The following is a 17,752-nucleotide window of genomic DNA, read 5'->3' as shown; positions in this document are numbered from 1 at the left end:
TTGAAAAGATATTTTGGGATACAAAAAAAACACCCTCTGCGCTCTTGCGTCAAAGGATGTCCTGTATACCTAAACCTATACATTCTATTTTAAAATACATTTCATAAAAGCATACCCATCAGTATCTTCGTCCAGGCGATTGTTCAACAAAATACTCACGTTCCATCCACGATTGCCAATCCGCTGAATCTCCAGGCATAATCCACTGCGGATATCGTGCGTTCTCTGTACGCTCATAGCCCTTGCCTCCAAGTACAAAGCGCATATGCGGGAACTCGTCCACAATTCGCCCTATGAGTTGATCACACCGCTCAAGAAGTTCGGAACTGGTAACCGATAGACAGACCAATCGGATGTTCTGCTCCCGGATTATTGGGAATAGCCCCTCTTCCGGCGTGTTGGCTCCGAGATAGAGCACTTCGGCACCATTTTTACGCATAAACAGGGAGAACAGCAATAACCCCACCTGATGATGCTCCCCTTCTGGGCACAAGGCCAGAACTTTGGGCAAATGCGGATAGATCGGGAACAGATGGAAAAACTGATAAAAGCGCTGTGAGATCAACTGAGTCATAAAATGCTCCTGAGCGACCGAAGCCCTGCCCTGCTCCCATGCATCCCCAACCCGAACCAGAATGGGCACCAGCACATGATAAAACATGGAATCATACCCGTACATGGTAAAGCCAAAATCAATCAGACCATTGGCCCGTTCGCCCTGAAAGTTGTATAGCGAGTCGTAGATCTGATCGGCTATACGTACATATGCCTCTTCCATCGTGGGTACTGGAGGCGTTAACGACGTAGGTAACGCAGCTTCATGTGGACTGGTTTTATTCTCCTTGAGCATGCGTACCGCTTCCGAAATATTCGTCTGGTGCTGCTCCACCTGCTCTTTCAACCAGCGCAGATCTGCAACATTCTCTTCGGTGTACAAGCGATAACCCGATTCCGTCCGCTCAGGGGTGACCGCACTGTACCGATTCTCCCAAGCCCGGAGCGTTACCGTCGGAATACCCAGCATGGCAGCGACTTGTTTGATGGAATACACCTTATTACCCACTTTCTTTCCTGTAATAGCCAGACTTTCGCAGGTTAAACGAATCCTTATCCCGTCCTTGTCAGGTATATGAAAATCCGAACATTCCACAAAAATAATACACTCATTATACACAACGGTCATATTACTGTCGATGCATCCATACTATTCTTAAACCTGCCCGATCCATCCAAATACCATTCAACTCTTTCCCGGGTACAAGATGTAGACGAACGATCTCCTGACGATATAAATAATCCGTTAGTCTCTCTGCGTCAATGTTGTCATCCGGGTGGTAATAGAAGTCAGCACGTTCAGAAAGGGGAGTTATTTTTGTTTTCTTATCGCCGCCAAACATCCGACCGCAAATCTTCACGAGGCAAATTTCCATACATACGAACAGGTCTCCTACTACTGGTGCTATGGCTCATCGGCGTCATGCTCTACCAGACGTATAAACCGTTACCAGCTGGCATTTCCTATGAAAGCCCTGAATACCGTGTGGATCAGGTGCAATTTCTGCATGATCTGACCTATCCATCCGCTGATGGACAGATGGAGCACGAACAGCAGATTTTCCAGCGCATGCAACAGATCGTTGAAGACGCTGAACAGTTCGTCGTCGTTGATATGTTTTTATTCAATAATTACCAGCACAAAGGTCAGCAATTTCCACCCATCAGCACCGAGTTTACGGAAACACTGATTGCCAAAAAGCTTCAAAAACCCGATATGGATATCTGGTTCATTACGGATGAAGTGAACACCAACTACAACTCTGCACCCAACCCGTTACTGGAGCAGATGAAACAGGCCGGAATTCACGTGGCCATTACAAATGTGGACCCTTTACGTGACTCCACTCCTGTCTACTCCGCAGTCTGGCGCACCTTCTTCCAGTGGTTTGGACAATCCGGGAATGGCTGGATTCCGAACCTGATGGCAACCGATGGACCGGATGTTACTGTGCGTTCCTACCTTAAATTGCTCAATGTGAAGGCCAACCATCGCAAAGTGGTGGTCAGTGAGAAGACGGCTATTGTGTCCTCAGGCAATGTTCATGATGCCAGTGCCTATCATTCGAACATTGCTTTTGAAATAAGCGGACCGATCATCGGAGATATCCTTGAGTCGGAACAGGCTGTGCTGAATTTCTCAGGCGGGGGAAAGCTTCCTTCCTACACTGCTCCTTCGACAGATCCGAATAAGGGAGATTTGCGAATTCGCTATCTGACCGAGGGCAAAGTGAATGACGCAGCGCTCCATGAGATCAATCAATCCACAAAAGGTGATACCTTATGGATGGGCATGTTCTACATCGCTTCACCCAAAGTTCTGGACGCCCTGCTCGAAGCCTCGAAACGGGGAACCGAAATACGGCTTGTGCTCGACCCGAACGAAAATGCTTTTGGTCAGGAGAAAACCGGCATTCCCAATCGTCCTGTAGCTGCGGAGTTGCATGATAAATCGGATGGCAAAATCCAAATTCGCTGGTATAACACAACCAAGGAGCAATATCATACCAAGATGATGTACATTGCCAAAGGCACCGGGGATCACATCGTCCTTGGAGGATCGACCAACTTCACCCCCAGAAACATGAATGATTATAATTTGGAAAATGACCTCTGGGTGGCTGCCCCACCAGACAACTCATTTACTCAAGATATCGCGAATTATTTTGATCGAATCTGGAATAATGAAGATGCCGAGTTCACCCTGAACCTGGATGAATTTCAGGAGAAGACTACATTTTTGAAAGAAATCGTATATAAGCTGCAACTGATTTTGGGTTTAACGACCTTCTAATTGAAGATAAAATCTCAAGCATAAACCCGCCTGTACACTATCGTGCAGGCGTTTTTTGTGCCTTGACAGCGAATGTAAAATGTGAAAATATAGGTTACCTAACGACCGTTAGGAAGGTGATATTAATGACTGCACATTCGATTCGGGATGCTGCCCTGTTCTATTTTGCAAGAGATGGATATGAAGGAGCTTCCTTAAGAGCTATTGCTGACGAAGTCGGGATTAAAAAACCGTCCATATATGCACATTTTAGCGGCAAGGATGACTTGTTTTTGCACACCCTTGCGCATGCCTTCAAGGAGGTTCAGCGTCGAACGCTGGAATACTTCCGTGACCACGCCGATCTTCCTCTGGAACAAAGGTTGAAGGGTCTGCTGATATGGTTTGAGCAAGAGTATAACTGTAACGCCTCTGCCCGCTTTATGCTGCGTATGTGCTATTTCCCGCCGCTTTCGCTATATAACGAAGTGATGGATCTAGTTTATCCGTTTCTCGACGGTATGGAGCGGTCACTGACACGGCTGCTGCAAAGGGCGACACGCAAGGGAGAATTACAGGCTGTTCCAGCGGAACAAGCTGCGATTGCCTTTATGACTTTTCTCGATGGCATCACAGTTGAGATTATTTATGGAAGTTCACGTCGATACAAGAGACGGATTGAAGCTTCCTGGCCTGTTTACTGGCATGGCATTCATCATCTGAAACAAGAGGCACAGCCCGTTGTGCCGAAAGGAGATTCATCATCATGAACCGCAACTGGTTATATGTATTTGTCGGAGGGCTCATTGAGATTGTATGGGTAAGTGGGCTGAAACACGCCTCCAATGTTTGGGAATGGGCTTTGACGGCCCTGGCCATCATCCTGAGCTTTGGATTAATCATCGCTGCTTCCAAAAGATTGCCTGTGGGTACGGTGTATGCCGTATTTACCGGGATTGGTACCGCAGGTACGGTACTGACTGAAATGCTGCTATTTGGTGAAGCATTCTCACTAGCCAAAGTTTTGTTAATCGGTCTGCTGCTATGTGGTGTGATCGGACTGAAACTGGTCACGGATCAACAATCGGCAAAAGGAGGTGAAGCATAATGGCTTGGATGGCAATTGTGGGTGCAGGCATATGTGAAATTTTTGGCGTCATCGGCATTAATGGTGCTTCTTCCCGGAAGGGCTGGCCTTATATCGTGCTCATGCTTGTATCGTTCGTATTCAGCTTCTCCCTGTTATCCTATGCGATGACGTCCATTCCCATGGGTACCGCGTATGCGGTGTGGACTGGAATTGGTACGGTGGGCAGTACGCTTACAGGTATGTTCCTGTTCGGTGAGCGGAAGGAAGCAAAGCGGTTGCTGTTTATTGCCATGATTTTGGTGGCGGCGATTGGATTGAAACTGATTACGTAAGATATAATGGGTTCCCTACTCTCCGTTATCGTGCGGTTCTTAACTTCACTTCGATAATCTAAATAAATTAATGATAAAAAATGACGAATTTAATCTAAATGTACCCTATAGAGTAGACAATTAAAAAAGTCTATCTATAGGGCTTTTTTGTTTATATTTCAATAAAAAGGTTCAAATGGTAAAATATGAGTTTAAAAATGTTTATAGTAGGCGAAGTGAAGCTGCTTTCTACAAATCGGTATGTGAAGTCCTTATCTTGTCTTATCATGTGAAAGAGCGAATGACGCGACAAATACCTTGCTTTACTTACAGAAAAATCGCAGATTCAAGATGACCGAAGATACCTTCATTTATTCCGATCAAGGCACCCACCATACACCCTGACTTTCAAAAAAAGTAAATTGCATGAGGGTGCTCAATCCTTGTCAAGACGAGGAAACTGCGGGATAACGCTCCGCAGGATCGTTCTTAGGTTATTTTAAGGATGTATTTACCCTGAAGAACTGTACAACGCTAGACGAAGTCAAACAAGAAATTAAGTTTATATGACGTACTACAACTAATGAAACTTAAAAAAAGATGACCCCTGTAGAATACAAAGATCATCTTCTTAAAGCAGCATAGTCTTTTTTTTAATGTCCTTTGCATAGGGTACATTTTATGTTGACATGGTTTTCTATTAATTCGTTTACTCCTGAAAGACAACTACACTTACATTAGGCTTATTATCTTCTGGCGTGTTTGCTGTAAAAATGACATTATGATCAATTGTGGTGACATTCCATCCTGCAATTGAATCTCCGAATTCAGAACCAATTTTGTCAGCTATTTCATCTAATGTCTCTGTTCCTAATAATCTTACACGTTTGGAAACTTCGTTTGTACCGTCCTGAAACAAGACTCTAATGATCCCTTGATTGCTAGGAGCAGCCTCAATTTTTAAAGTTATAGCTTGCTTAACACCCGCATACATATCATTTCCCGGTGTGGTGATCGAGCTGGATACAACTCCAATACCTACTGTTGCTTCCTCTATTACCACGGATAGATTAGGATTATTCTCCGAAGGTACTCGGGCTGTAAATATAACATTTCTATCATTTGATCTGACGTCCCAATCAGCTAAAGAGTTATTAAATGCCATCGATATTTTCATTGCCACTTCCGCAGCATTCTCTGTACCCAGCAATTTAACATCTTGGAGAATAGTAATGTGGCCGTCTGTAAATTTAGCCGTAATGGTCCCAGCAGCTGTTGCCCCTGAATCTATCACTAAAGTGGCCACTTGTGCATCACCAACAGGATGCGCAGCTCCTACAGTCGTAACTGTACTATCTGGCATTCCAATTCCTGTGTTTAATCCCGAAAGTCTCGCCATAGCCTTTATGTTATTCTCTGACGGAAGCTCTGCTGTGAAAATCACTTCTCTGCCCCTTGAAGTTACGATCCAATTAGGAATCGTGCTCCCGAATGCTGCTGCTATCTTGTCAGCAAGTTCACTCCCTGTTTCAGGACTGCCCATCAAAGACACATAGGCTGTCCATGAGGATATTCCATCTGTGAATTTGACCCCTATCGGCCCATCACCTGTCTCTGAATTGGGAAGACTCAGCGTAATCACTTGAGTCGTGTTGGTGTTAGGATCTCCTGGAACCGTAAGTGTACTCGAGGGAGTCCCAACACCTGATGCTTCCAGTGCATATATCCGAACACTTTCATTATGAGTACCTGGCACTTGCGATGTGAAATGTACCTTGGACCCATCAGCCTCTGTACTCCATCCCGCTACGGACGTTCCAAATGCTCCTGCTATTTTGAAAGCTACTTCATCAGCTGTTTCTGTTCCCATCATGTAGAAATCTTTTCGGACAGATACTCCTTCATCTGTAAAATAGACATAATATGAACCCGGAGATGTTGCACCGTTCTCTATCTCCAATGTTGCTACTTGAGCCGTACCTGCATTGTTATGAATACTACCTGGGACAGTAATGACACTGCCACTCGAGACTACACCCGTCATGGTGCTTTCCACAGTGGCTTTAACCTGATCGTTGTTAACGGCTGGATATACTGCTGTGAAATAAATGCTTGCACGCTCAACATCCACATCCCATCCTGTTAACGTATTATCAAACACTCTGGCTATTTTAGAAGCTACCTCAGAATCCATTTCAGTTCCATCGAGTTCTACATAAACGGTCACTGGATTTACTCCATCCGTAAACATTACACGCAATGAACCTGGCGCATTCGCACCACTTGTTATTGTCAAAGTGACAACTTGAGCTATACCTTGAATGGCTTTGACGCCTTCGGTGGTGATTACTGTAGATGTCTTCACTCCTGTCGTAGTCGAAGGTGTACCAGATCCATTGGATGTACTGGTTGAACCTGAATTCGAACTCACAGTAGGTATAGATGGTGAAGCAATATTTTCATTACCTTCACTTTCACTTTCTGTTTCTTGTTCTTGTTCTTGTTCTTGAATCAAGGTTTTCGCTTTATCTAACATCACAACAGCCTCAGCTCGCGTAATTGGAGATACGGGTCTGAATGTACCATTTGTATAACCAGTAATGATATTTTTTGAGAATGAAGCACCTATGGCACCCTTACTCCAATATACAAATTCTGAGGAATCCTTAAATTCTAAAGTTGCTTTTTCATTACTCGGTAATTCTAGTAAGCCTGCTACAATAACTGCAGCTTCTTGACGACTTATCGGTTTAGAAGTACGTATAGTTTGATCTTTATAACCTTTTATGTAACCTGCTTTTACAGCTTTTTGTACTTCTAAATAGCTCCAATTTGAAGACAACAAGTCAGTGAAATGTATTTCTTCTACCTCATTAAAATCAAACTGGCGATTAACCAATGCCATAAATTCCCCACGTGTAATCACATTGTTGGGCTTGAGTGATTGGTCAGAATAACCTTTAATCAATCCTTCTGAAAGCCATTTACTAAGGGTATGTTCTGCCCAATGTCCTTCAATATCTAGATGGGTATTCTGACCATATGCAACCCCACCAAACAGGGATAGCATACTCGTAGCTAAAATGAATATGCTTACTTTTCGAGTCGTTTTTCTAAAAAACATATACTTCCTCCAGTTCAAATTTAAAGCCATTTAATTAATCAATCGGAATAAATTAGACTATCCCCCTCCAATTACTGGTCATTATAGCGATTTTGGATTACAGTATTGAGCTTCAACCGCTCACCTCTCAATACTATATTAGTATATCGGTTTACACTAGTTCACTAGTTATACTTAAAGTTAGGAGCGAACGTTTGCCGACGTCCCCGGCGTCTACTACATCTGATACCAATGGAACTTAAAAAAAGACGACCCCTGTAGAATACAGAGATCATCTTCTTGAAGCTATATAGTCTTTTTTTAAATATCCCTTACATAGCGTTCAGTTTAATCAGTAAGTCGTCTTTTTGGGATATGATATAAAAGGAAACCTCCTCACACTCTGTTACGTAAGAAAGGATGTCGTGTTGATGAAGAAATTGTTCGCGCGCATGGGTTCTTTAACCGGGTACATCTTCCTGATTGCTGTGGGAGCCTTTTATTTGTTTGCTCTTGTAGCCATCATTCTCCTAGCCATATACGTCTTTAAGGGCGGAGCCTGAAAAAAATCATTTTGAACTCATCATGCCAACTTCTTGCACCAACCATCGATACTCATGATTTGATACATATTGCATTGCAATGAACATATCGTCACTCATTATACTGCCTTTATGGCGTCTTCATGACGTAGGAAAAATGCTCCAGCCCCCTTAAAACACACCCTCTTCTTTTTCCATTTATATCCCATTTGAATTCCGTTGTATATATCGTTTATACTTGGTTTGACTCTAAAGTCAATTCAAGAACTCATAAGTTCCGCAGGTGAGGTGGATGTATCGTTAATGAACCCTATCCATGAAATGAATGAGAAGAAAAAGCTCATTATTACCACAGCACTCAAGCTGTTCTCGGCCAAAGGCAGTGCTGCAACCTCTATGCAGGAGATTGCAGAGATATGCGGGATGTCGAAAGGCAGCCTCTACCTCATGTTCAAATCCAAAGAGGAATTAGAGGCCAGTACAATGGAGTACTGCATATTCACGCTCATGGACGAAATGTCCCAGATTGAACACGAAGCTGGGCTCACTTCGAGAGAACGTCTGCACAAACAGATTGAAACACTGCTTGGCCATGTATCCGAGCTGAAGGAATTTTTACGCGTGCAAATGCGCAGCATGATGATGGATGAAGAGCAGAATCGCAAGGAAAAGTGCAAACCGCAGAACAAGGATCTGGAGATCCGTACCTTGCACTGGTTTAAGGACAAACTGGAAGATATGTACGGACCGGAGATTGAACCCTATACCATAGACCTTATTTTGCTCACGCATGGTCTGTTCCTCTCCTACATCAAAATCTGGTTTACGGAAATGCCTTCCCTTACCGTATCCAAGATGGCAAGCAACATGCTGCAAACGATTGATTATGCAGCTCGCGGATTGCTCGATCAACGCCCTACCCCTCTGGTTCCTTTGGAACATTGGCCAGCATGGAGCAGCGATTCAGATACAGATTCCACAATGATGCGTCATCCCATTCATATCATCAAACAAATGAAGGATATCATCACTTCGGATATGCCTCCAGGGCAATTGCGCAATGACGCGCTGGAGACCATCGCCATCCTGAGACAGGAAATGATGGAATTCACACCGCGACGTGCCATTATTCTGGGCATGATGCGCAATCTGGATCACATTCCTGTCATCCAGCCATTGCACTCCGAGCTTCAGCATATTATGGATGCCATGTATAGCCGGTTCATCCAGGCTGACTCGTCACAACAATAAAGAAATACAGGGAGAAACAGAGAGGAGAAGAAACCATCGTATGAAAGGAATTATTAATTTTTCACTGAACAACAAGTTTGCGATCTGGATTCTGACCATCATCGTTTCCTTCGCCGGTTTGTACAGCGGACTGACGATGAAACAGGAGACCATTCCAAACATCAATGTGCCCTTCTTGAGTATTACGGCCATTGATCCAGGGGCAGCTCCAGAAGGTATTGTCGAGGATGTCACCAAGCCACTCGAACAGACCTTAAGAAATGTAGAGGGAATTAAGACACTCACCTCCACCTCCATGGAGAACGCCTCTTCCATCACCCTCGAATTTGACTATGGTACTGATCTGGGCAATGCTACCGCAGCGGTACGCGAAGCACTGAATGAGGTGCAGTTGCCGGATGGGGTACAGAAACCAACTATCTCGAAGTTCAGCATCAACTCCTTCCCGGTTGTCTCGCTCAGCTTGTCTGACAAGGACGGCGGCGATCTGGAACAATTGACTCGACTTGTTGAAACGGATATCCAGCCTGCACTCGAAGATATTGAGGGTGTAGCTCAAGTCCAGGTTTCCGGCCAATATGTTAAGGAAGTTCAACTGAAGTTTGACCAGAAAAAAATGAATGAACTCGGTTTGACTGAAGATACAGTCAACGGTATCGTTCAAGGCTCTTCTGTCCGTGTACCACTCGGACTGTTCGAACTGGACAAAGCGCAGAAAGCTGTTGTTGTTGATGGCAATATCATCGATCTGGATGATTTGAAAAATCTCGCCATTCCGGTTGTACCAAGCGGTGCAGGAGCAGGCAGTAGTTCTGCCACAGCACCACAAGGCGCCGGCGCACAAGCTGGCGGGGCAGCTCAAGGCTCTGCGCAAGGTGCTGACCAGGCTGCAGGACAAGCCGCTGGCGGAAATGCCAGCGTGGGCAGTACTTCAGGTGTCGCTAACGCACCTGGAATTCCAACGGTTAAATTAAGCGAGATCGCCAAAATTGAAGTCATTGGTCAGGCGGAATCCATTTCCCGGACAGACGGTAAGGAATCCATCGGGATCTCCATCGTTAAGTCCAATGATGCCAATACGGTAGATGTCGTTAAGGCGGTTAAAGACAAAGCGGAAGAATTGCAAACGCAGTTCAAAAACGCCGATTTGACTGTTTTGCTTGACCAAGGTAAACCTATTCAGGACTCCGTAAACACGATGTTGTTCAAAGCGATGTTTGGTGCTTTGTTTGCCATTTTGATCATCCTGTTGTTCCTGCGTGATATTCGCTCCACCATTATTTCCATTGTCTCTATCCCGCTCTCCTTGCTCATTGCATTGACAGCACTGAATATGATGGACATTACGCTGAACATGATGACCCTGGGTGCCATGACGGTCGCGATTGGACGGGTTGTCGATGACTCCATCGTTGTTATCGAGAATATCTATCGCAGACTGACACTCAAGGGAGAAAAACTCAAAGGCCGTGATTTGATCCGGGAAGCTACCCGGGAAATGTTCATTCCGATCCTCTCTTCCACCATCGTAACCATTGCGGTATTCCTGCCGCTGGCACTGGTAAGCGGTATGGTCGGTGAGCTGTTCATGCCATTTGCCCTGACGATGGTCTTCGCTTTGCTGGCATCCCTGATTGTGGCAGTTACGATTGTACCAATGCTGGCACACACGCTGTTCCGCAAAGGTCTGAAGAACAAGCAGAATCATGAGGAAAAACCAGGTAAGATGGCAGAAGGTTACAAACGACTCTTGAACTGGACATTATCACATAAACTCATCACGGTTGGCGTTGCTGTATTGCTGCTGGTCGGCAGTTTGTTCCTCTATCCGTTCATCGGTGCAAGTTTCTTACCGGAACAACAGGATAAATATGTGACCATTACGTACAGCCCGGAAACTGGAGCTCTGCGTGAGGATGTAGAAAAAGAAGCACTTGTAGCCGAGAAGTGGTTGCTGACGCAGCCAGGTCTGGAGAAAATGCAGTATTCCATCGGCGGCAGTAATCCACTGAGCAGCATGGGTGGAGGCAGCTCCAACTCTGCTCTCTTCTATATCGAATATAACGAAGATACGAAAGACTTTACAAAAGTGAAAGAACAACTTGTGGAAGGTCTGAAGAAAGAAGTTACTGTAGGAACCTGGAGTGAGCTTGACATGTCCGGCGGTCTGGGAGGCAGCAGCTTGAGCCTTTCCATCTATGGTGACAATGTAGATCAGATCAAACCTGTCTCGGATGAAATTCTGAAACTGGTTGAAGCAGATACGGAATCTTTTGAAAAAGCCGACACTACACTCTCCGATACCTACGGGCAATACACGCTCGTCGCGGATCAGGAGAAACTGAGCTCGCTGGGTCTGACTGCTGGCCAACTGGCTATGACGCTCAGCCCTGCACGTGAACGCCCTGTGCTCACAGAAGTAGATATCGATAACAAAACGTATAAAGTCTATGTAGAGACTGACAAAAAGACATTTAGCAGCATTGCTGATATTGAAAACGAAAAAGTCACTTCACCACTCGGCATCGAAGTACCAATCAAAGATGTCGCCAAAGTGGAAGAAGGCACCTCACCGAACTCCATCATGCGTATTGACGGTAAGGTTGTCGCACAGGTGACTGCCAACATTCTCGCTTCCGATGTACAAAAAGCATCATCAAATTTGCAGGCGAACATCGACAAACTGGATCTGCCAGATGGTGTTGAAGTGAAGTTTGGCGGTACAACCGAACAGATTAATGACACGTTCACCCAACTTGGTCTGGCCATGCTGGCAGCCATTGCAATTGTGTACTTTGTGCTTGTCGTAACGTTCGGCGGTGGACTGGCGCCATTTGCCATCCTGTTCTCCCTGCCATTTACCGTCATTGGTATTATGGTTGGCCTGTTCGTGGCTGGTGGTACGCTTGATGTATCTGCCATGATGGGTGGACTGATGCTGATCGGGATCGTGGTCACCAACGCCATCGTCCTGATCGACCGTGTTATTCACAAGGAAAAAGAGGGAATGCCTACTCGTGAAGCCTTGCTGGAAGCCGGAGCAACGCGTCTGCGTCCAATTCTGATGACAGCTCTGGCTACCATTGGTGCCTTGCTGCCACTGGTGACAGGACTCGAAGAAAGCGCAGGGATCATCTCGAAAGGTCTCGGAATTACCGTAATCGGCGGTCTGATCAGCTCCACGCTGCTGACTCTGGTTATCGTGCCAATCGTGTATGAGTTCCTGATGAAGTTCAAAAAGAAAAGAATTGAAGATTAATCGACACCTTCTGTTGATCAAATCAAATCATCATTCAGAATTAAGATGAGCTTCTAACTTAGAACACCCCTTAGTCCACATTAGAATGGTTTTACATTCTGATCTCCGGCTAAGGGGTGTTTTACATTTAGCTATAATTTCTTAGCATCGGTCATAGAAACATCTTGATGTTAGATAGAACTACATAGGAATAATCCATTTTGTTTTATTTCATAAAAGGAAGAGGTCCTTTTGTAAAATAAAACAAATGAACGTGAGATTTAAGCCCATCTGCTGTAAACAGACTTATAATCAAAACAAACGCTCTTCAGAAGCCCGACTTACAAAACGGGTATGGAAAACTGCATGTATTTGTGGGAAGGACGGTGATGGTGTGGGGGAAACGACGCTGCATATTCAGATGAGAGACATGCTGAAACGTCCAGTGTTCCGCAAGGCTGAGGTGCTCGCCAGTGAACGGGCCTTGGAGCGATACGTGCGCTGGGTGCACATCATGGAGGTTACCGAAGTAGGCAATTTGCTAAATGGCGGGGAACTGGTGCTGACGACCGGCATTGGCTGGCAGGATGATGAGAAACAGGGGCTGTCTTTCCTGCGGCAGTTGATTGCTCGCGGAGCTGCGGGACTCTGTATCGAACTGGGGGCTCACACCAAGTCCCAGCTTGGACCCATGAAGGAACTTGCAGCAGAAGAGGATTTCCCACTGATTTGGTTCCACGAACAAGTGCGTTATATCGATATTACACAGGACCTGCATTTCGCCCTGATTCGCAGCCACCAGCGTATGCTTGCCGAGCTCGACAGCCTCACCACCTCGTTCAACCAACTTCTTTTGAATGGAGACGGTGTACAACCACTGCTCCGACTATTGTCTCGCACAACGGGTTACCCTGTAGCGTTATATCCACTGGATGGGGAAGCAAGTGCCGTTCCCTACTGCCCTCCAGCCCAATTGGAGATTCGTCGGCAGGAGTGGTTGACACGTCGTGGTCATTCGGCCGATGGAGATCATTTGGGAGATCATTCTGTGCAGAGGAATCACTCGGTGCATTCACTGGATGCACTCACCCTGCCTGTTCAGGCGCTTGATTATGTATTTGCCGATCTGGTGCTGATGCTCAACAGGCTACCGGATCACGATCAGGATCTGCATAACAGACCCTCTGATGAGTTCATCATTCAGGCACTGGAACGTTGTGCAGCCGCCATTGCTCAGGACTGGATGCGCACCAAATACATGGAGGAAAAACGACGCTATAAGGAAGATATGTGGGTCATTGACTGGCTTAACGGGCATCATTCTGCGAAAGAAATTCATGAATATGTATCTGCTGCCAACGCCCAGCTTGCTTCTGGAAAAGGTACCGTCATTTTGTTCGATAGCCATCCCAGCTACACAGACAGTCTCAAGTTACAAAAGTTATTGATTCAACGCAATATTGTTGCCCGTTCCGTGTTCTCGCGGGAAGGATTTGCCCTGTACAGCACGGTTTTAAACCACCAGATCATTCTGATTATCCTTGACCCTTTGCCTGGATCGCAGCGTAAAAGCAGTCTTTGGCGGTGCATTGAACAATTGCAGCAGCATGAACAGGAACAGACCCATCGCCTCTTCTCGGGTCTGTTCGGCATCGGTCACAGCTGTGCTGATCTATCACGTCTGAAAGACAGCCTTGAGGCAGCCAAGGATACCCTGCGCATTCAGAAGGACATCGGGGTGATGCAGCAGCCCTTTTACAGCAATCTTCACTGCTATCGCATTATAGCCAGCATGAAGCAGAGCGGCAGTCTGGATGACTTCATTGAGGAATATCTCGGGCCGGTCATTCGTTATGATGCCGAAAAAGGCGGCCAGTTGTTGCGTACGCTTAAACAATATTTTATTCTGTGCTGCTCCAAGCAGGAGACGGCCACGGCTTTGTTTATCGTCCGACAGACGTTATATCACAGATTACACAAAATTGAGACACTCCTGGGTGATGACTATACCCTCCCCGAGAAACGCGTCGCCATCGAACTTGCCATCTATGCATATGAATACGTTCATGGGCCACTCGCGTGACCCTCTACGCTCCTTTTTGCTCCTGAAGCTGCCGGATCAGGATCTGGCTGAACCACTTCCGCCCAGACGCCGTACCCACATATTGCTCCTGTTTCTCTCCGGGAAGGTCGGGGTGCCCCCACACGACATGAGCACCCTCCAGATGTTCCCGAACGGCATAAATGCGATAACCCTGCGCCACCATTCGTTCAATCGCTATCTTTTCCGCTTCAAATACAACATGGTCAGACATCAGCTTCACCCTCCATTCACTGCCGTCACTGGCTGTCTCACAGGTAATGGTGCACCGGCATCATATTTGTCACGCTTCACATAACGGCCCGCGCCTGCCACTCCGGCAAACTGCCGGTCCCGAATCACATATTCCCCGCGGCATAACACCGTCACCGGACATCCCTGAATTGGCATGCCTTCAAAGGCGCTATAGTCCACATTCATATGGTGGGTAGCTGCCGAGATCACCCTTGAGATCGATGGGTCAAAAATAACGATATCCGCATCTGTCCCCACAGCAAGGGTTCCTTTCTGCGGAAATAACCCAAATAGCTTGCTTGCCCGTGTAGAGCATAAATCCACCCACTGATTAAGCGAAATCCGCCCCTTCATTACCCCTTCGGAATATAAAATGCTGAGCCGATCTTCAATGACAGGCCCGCCATTGGGAATTTTGCTGAAATCATCCCGTCCCAGATCCTTCTGTCCCTTGAAGTTAAATGAACAATGATCCGAGCCAATGGTCTGCAATTGACCGTTCTTGAGTGCATTCCACAGCACTTCCTGATGAGGGGCTTCACGCAGCGGTGGGGACCAGACATACTTCGCACCTTCAAAATCCGGTTGATCCATCTTGGATTGATCCAGGGTTAAGTACTGCGGGCAGGTCTCGCCCCAGATTCGGTAGCCCATGTCTCGCATACGCGCAATCTGCTCCACGGCTTCCGCACAAGTAACATGCACCACATAGAGCTGTGAATCGGCAAGTGCTGCCAATCGGGCCGCACGTCCTGTAGCCTCACCCTCCAGAATGGATGGTCGGGTAAGCGCATGGTGGATCGGCTCGGTTCTCCCATCCGCCAGCGCCTGCCGGACCAGCAGATCAATAACATCGCCGTTCTCGGCGTGTACCATGACGAGTGCGCCGTACTCTTTGGCCTTTTGCAGCGTCTGAAAGAGAATGCCGTCATCGGCCTGGAACTGGTTTTTGTACGCCATGAACACCTTGAAGGAAGACACACCCTCTTCTTCAATGATCTGTGGCAGTTCCTCCAGCACCTGATCATTCATCTCGCCAATCATCAAATGAAACCCGTAATCAATGGCGGCTTTGCCCTCGGCTTTGGCATGCCATTCCTGAAGGGATTCCAGCAAAGGTCGGCCTTTTTGCGTCAAACAGAAATCAATGACCGTCGTTGTGCCGCCGAAGGCAGCAGCTGCGGTTCCTGTTGCAAAATCATCCGCCGTCACCGTTCCGCCGAACGGCATATCCAGATGAGTATGCGGATCTATCCCGCCAGGAATAACATAACAGCCGGACGCATCCACAACCTCCGTTCGTTCATCCGGCACAAGTCCCATGCCAATCTGCACGATCTTTCCATTTTCAATGCAGATATCCGCTTCAAACGTATCCGACGCCGTGACCAACATTCCATTACGAATCAATTTGCGGGTACTCATGATATCGCCTCCTTGGTGGATTGATCTCTGGCCGATTGCAGCAGGGCAATCGCAGACTGACGGTCATTCCAGGTTAACGGTTCCTGTTCATGTGCGATCTCTACCATCTCAATTGCGCCGTCCACCGGACAGACAATCGAGCACAGGTTACATCCGACGCAATCTTCCTCAACAACCTCAAGATACGAGCCAGAGGGGTCAGACAACATATCAATACATTGATGTGAGGTGTCCTCGCAGGCGATATGGCATTTGTTGCAATTGATGCAGACATCACGGTTGATACGGGCTACCACTTTGTAATTCAGATCGAGATTGCCCCAATCCGAATAACGCGGAACCGTCTGACCAATCAATTCAGATACACTTCCCAGACCTTTCTCATCCAGATAGTCGTTCAAGCCATCGATCATGTCCTCCACGATACGAAAGCCATGATGCATGGCTGCGGTGCATACCTGAACCCCCGTCGCACCCATAAGTAAAAACTCTGCAGTATCCCGCCAATCGGATATGCCGCCGATGCCGGAGATGGGTACTCCAACTGCCGGATTGCGCGCGCACTCGGCAACCATGTTCAGGGCAATCGGCTTCACAGCCGGACCGCAGTAGCCGCCATGAGCCCCTTTGCCACCTACATGAGGCACAGTATTCCAGGAATCGAGATCCACACCCGCCAGGGAATTGATCGTATTAATCAGGGAAATCGCATCCGCACCGCCGCGCACGGCCGCCCGGGCAGTTGCCGTAATATCGGTGATATTGGGCGTTAGCTTCACAATGACAGGTGTGGTCGCCACTTCCTTCACCCACATCGTCTGTAATTCAACCAGATCCGGTTGCTGACCAGACGCTGCCCCCATGCCACGCTCAGCCATGCCGTGCGGACAACCAAAGTTCAGTTCCAGCCCGTCTACGCCGACAGCTTCGACTTTCTTCACAATCTCATGCCACTTCTCCCGTTTCGGTTCTACCATGAGAGAAGCAACCACTGCCCGATTCGGGAAACGCCTCTTGGTCTCGGCAATTTCACGCAGATTCACCTCTAGTGGACGGTCGGATATTAACTCAATGTTGTTAAAACCAGCGACGCGCTGTCCGCCAAAATGAACGGCTGCAAATCGCGAAGAGGTGTTAATGATTGGCTCGCCCAACGTCTTCCAGACGGCACCACCCCAGCCTGCTTCAAAGGCGCGCTGAACCTGATATCCGGTATTCGTAGGCGGCGCCGAGGCCAGCCAGAATGGATTGGGCGATCGAATACCTGCCAGATTAATGGATAAGTCAGCCATAACGATCCCTCCTTGGTGTGGTTTGAACTCACTAGTTACACTAGAATATTTGGTCGTGCTCAGGCTCTCTGCGTAGTAATGGTGTTTCTGGATAGCACCTAAATTCTAACGAACCGCAGACCTCTTATTTGACTCATATGTGGTGAATTCAAAATCTAAGGAATCGTAGAAGTCTTATATTGCTGTAATAACTCATTTCGGCTTTATTTCAACGGTTTTTCATCAAAATAGGACGTGTGAGATTCGTTAGTTTCTTCAATCCTTCATAATCGCCACTATAAGATGTGTGGGGTTCGTTAGCGCGTCAGGGACACGAGAATTTGATGCACACCCCCACC

The 17,752-nt window shown here is 46.9% G+C and carries 13 protein-coding genes; 8 read left to right on the top strand and 5 right to left on the bottom strand.

Annotation, left to right across the window (positions count from 1 at the left end; genetic code table 11):
• Positions 1–118: 118 nt before the first annotated feature.
• Positions 119–1,051, bottom strand: coding sequence for a MerR family transcriptional regulator (locus HW560_RS08335; protein WP_090903646.1), 933 nt, complete (start codon positions 1,049–1,051; stop codon positions 119–121).
• Between the two features lie 321 nt (positions 1,052–1,372).
• On the opposite strand from HW560_RS08335, the gene HW560_RS08330 reads away from it, so the two are divergent.
• From HW560_RS08330 to HW560_RS08315, 4 genes are all read left to right on the top strand, one after another.
• Entirely contained in the window at positions 1,373–2,848 is a 1,476-nt protein-coding gene (locus HW560_RS08330) for a phospholipase D family protein (protein WP_256222267.1), read from the top strand.
• Between the two features lie 125 nt (positions 2,849–2,973).
• The gene (locus HW560_RS08325) at positions 2,974–3,597 is read left to right on the top strand and encodes a TetR/AcrR family transcriptional regulator (RefSeq protein ID WP_090903484.1); all 624 of its coding nucleotides are present in this window, start codon (positions 2,974–2,976) and stop codon (positions 3,595–3,597) included.
• Entirely contained in the window at positions 3,594–3,935 is a 342-nt protein-coding gene (locus HW560_RS08320; RefSeq protein ID WP_090903483.1) for a DMT family transporter, read from the top strand. Before HW560_RS08325 ends, HW560_RS08320 begins: the two co-directional genes overlap by 4 nt.
• Positions 3,935–4,249, top strand: a complete 315-nt coding sequence (locus tag HW560_RS08315) for a DMT family transporter (protein ID WP_090903482.1) — start codon at positions 3,935–3,937, stop codon at positions 4,247–4,249. The genes HW560_RS08320 and HW560_RS08315 overlap by 1 nt, the downstream gene beginning before the upstream one ends.
• Before the next feature lie 688 nt (positions 4,250–4,937).
• Here the strand turns inward: HW560_RS08315 and HW560_RS08310 are convergent.
• A complete protein-coding gene (locus HW560_RS08310; protein WP_179262746.1) occupies positions 4,938–7,352 on the bottom strand; it encodes an S-layer homology domain-containing protein in 2,415 nt (804 codons plus the stop codon).
• Positions 7,353–7,762: 410 nt separating this feature from the next.
• Here HW560_RS08310 and HW560_RS33755 point away from each other — a divergent pair, with 410 nt between their 5' ends.
• From HW560_RS33755 to HW560_RS08295, 4 genes are all read left to right on the top strand, one after another.
• Positions 7,763–7,894, top strand: coding sequence for a hypothetical protein (locus tag HW560_RS33755; protein WP_256222266.1), 132 nt, complete (start codon positions 7,763–7,765; stop codon positions 7,892–7,894).
• A 282-nt stretch (positions 7,895–8,176) separates the two neighbouring features.
• Entirely contained in the window at positions 8,177–9,124 is a 948-nt protein-coding gene (locus tag HW560_RS08305) for a TetR/AcrR family transcriptional regulator (protein WP_179262744.1), read from the top strand.
• Positions 9,125–9,164: 40 nt separating this feature from the next.
• Complete coding sequence (locus HW560_RS08300; RefSeq protein ID WP_179262742.1) at positions 9,165–12,383, top strand: efflux RND transporter permease subunit; 3,219 nt, start codon at positions 9,165–9,167, stop codon at positions 12,381–12,383.
• Positions 12,384–12,756: 373 nt separating this feature from the next.
• The gene (locus tag HW560_RS08295) at positions 12,757–14,445 is read left to right on the top strand and encodes a PucR family transcriptional regulator (protein ID WP_179262740.1); all 1,689 of its coding nucleotides are present in this window, start codon (positions 12,757–12,759) and stop codon (positions 14,443–14,445) included.
• 4 nt (positions 14,446–14,449) lie between these two features.
• Here the strand turns inward: HW560_RS08295 and HW560_RS08290 are convergent, their stop codons facing one another.
• The 3 genes from HW560_RS08290 to preA are packed head-to-tail and all read right to left on the bottom strand — an operon-like array spanning position 14,450 to position 17,414.
• Complete coding sequence (locus HW560_RS08290; RefSeq protein WP_090903479.1) at positions 14,450–14,677, bottom strand: hypothetical protein; 228 nt, start codon at positions 14,675–14,677, stop codon at positions 14,450–14,452.
• Between the two features lie 5 nt (positions 14,678–14,682).
• Positions 14,683–16,122 (bottom strand): dihydropyrimidinase, encoded by a 1,440-nt coding sequence (gene hydA / locus HW560_RS08285; RefSeq protein WP_179262739.1) that lies wholly within the window; start codon positions 16,120–16,122, stop codon positions 14,683–14,685.
• Positions 16,119–17,414: an NAD-dependent dihydropyrimidine dehydrogenase subunit PreA gene (gene preA, locus HW560_RS08280; protein WP_179262737.1), complete on the bottom strand. Its 1,296-nt coding sequence runs from the start codon at positions 17,412–17,414 to the stop codon at positions 16,119–16,121. Before preA ends, hydA begins: the two co-directional genes overlap by 4 nt.
• Positions 17,415–17,752 lie beyond the last annotated feature (338 nt).

This window comes from Paenibacillus sp. E222, from assembly GCF_013401555.1.
Lineage (GTDB): Bacteria > Bacillota > Bacilli > Paenibacillales > Paenibacillaceae > Paenibacillus.
The sequence above is the reverse complement of the archived record's forward strand: the minus strand, read 5'-3'. Positions and strand labels throughout refer to the sequence as shown.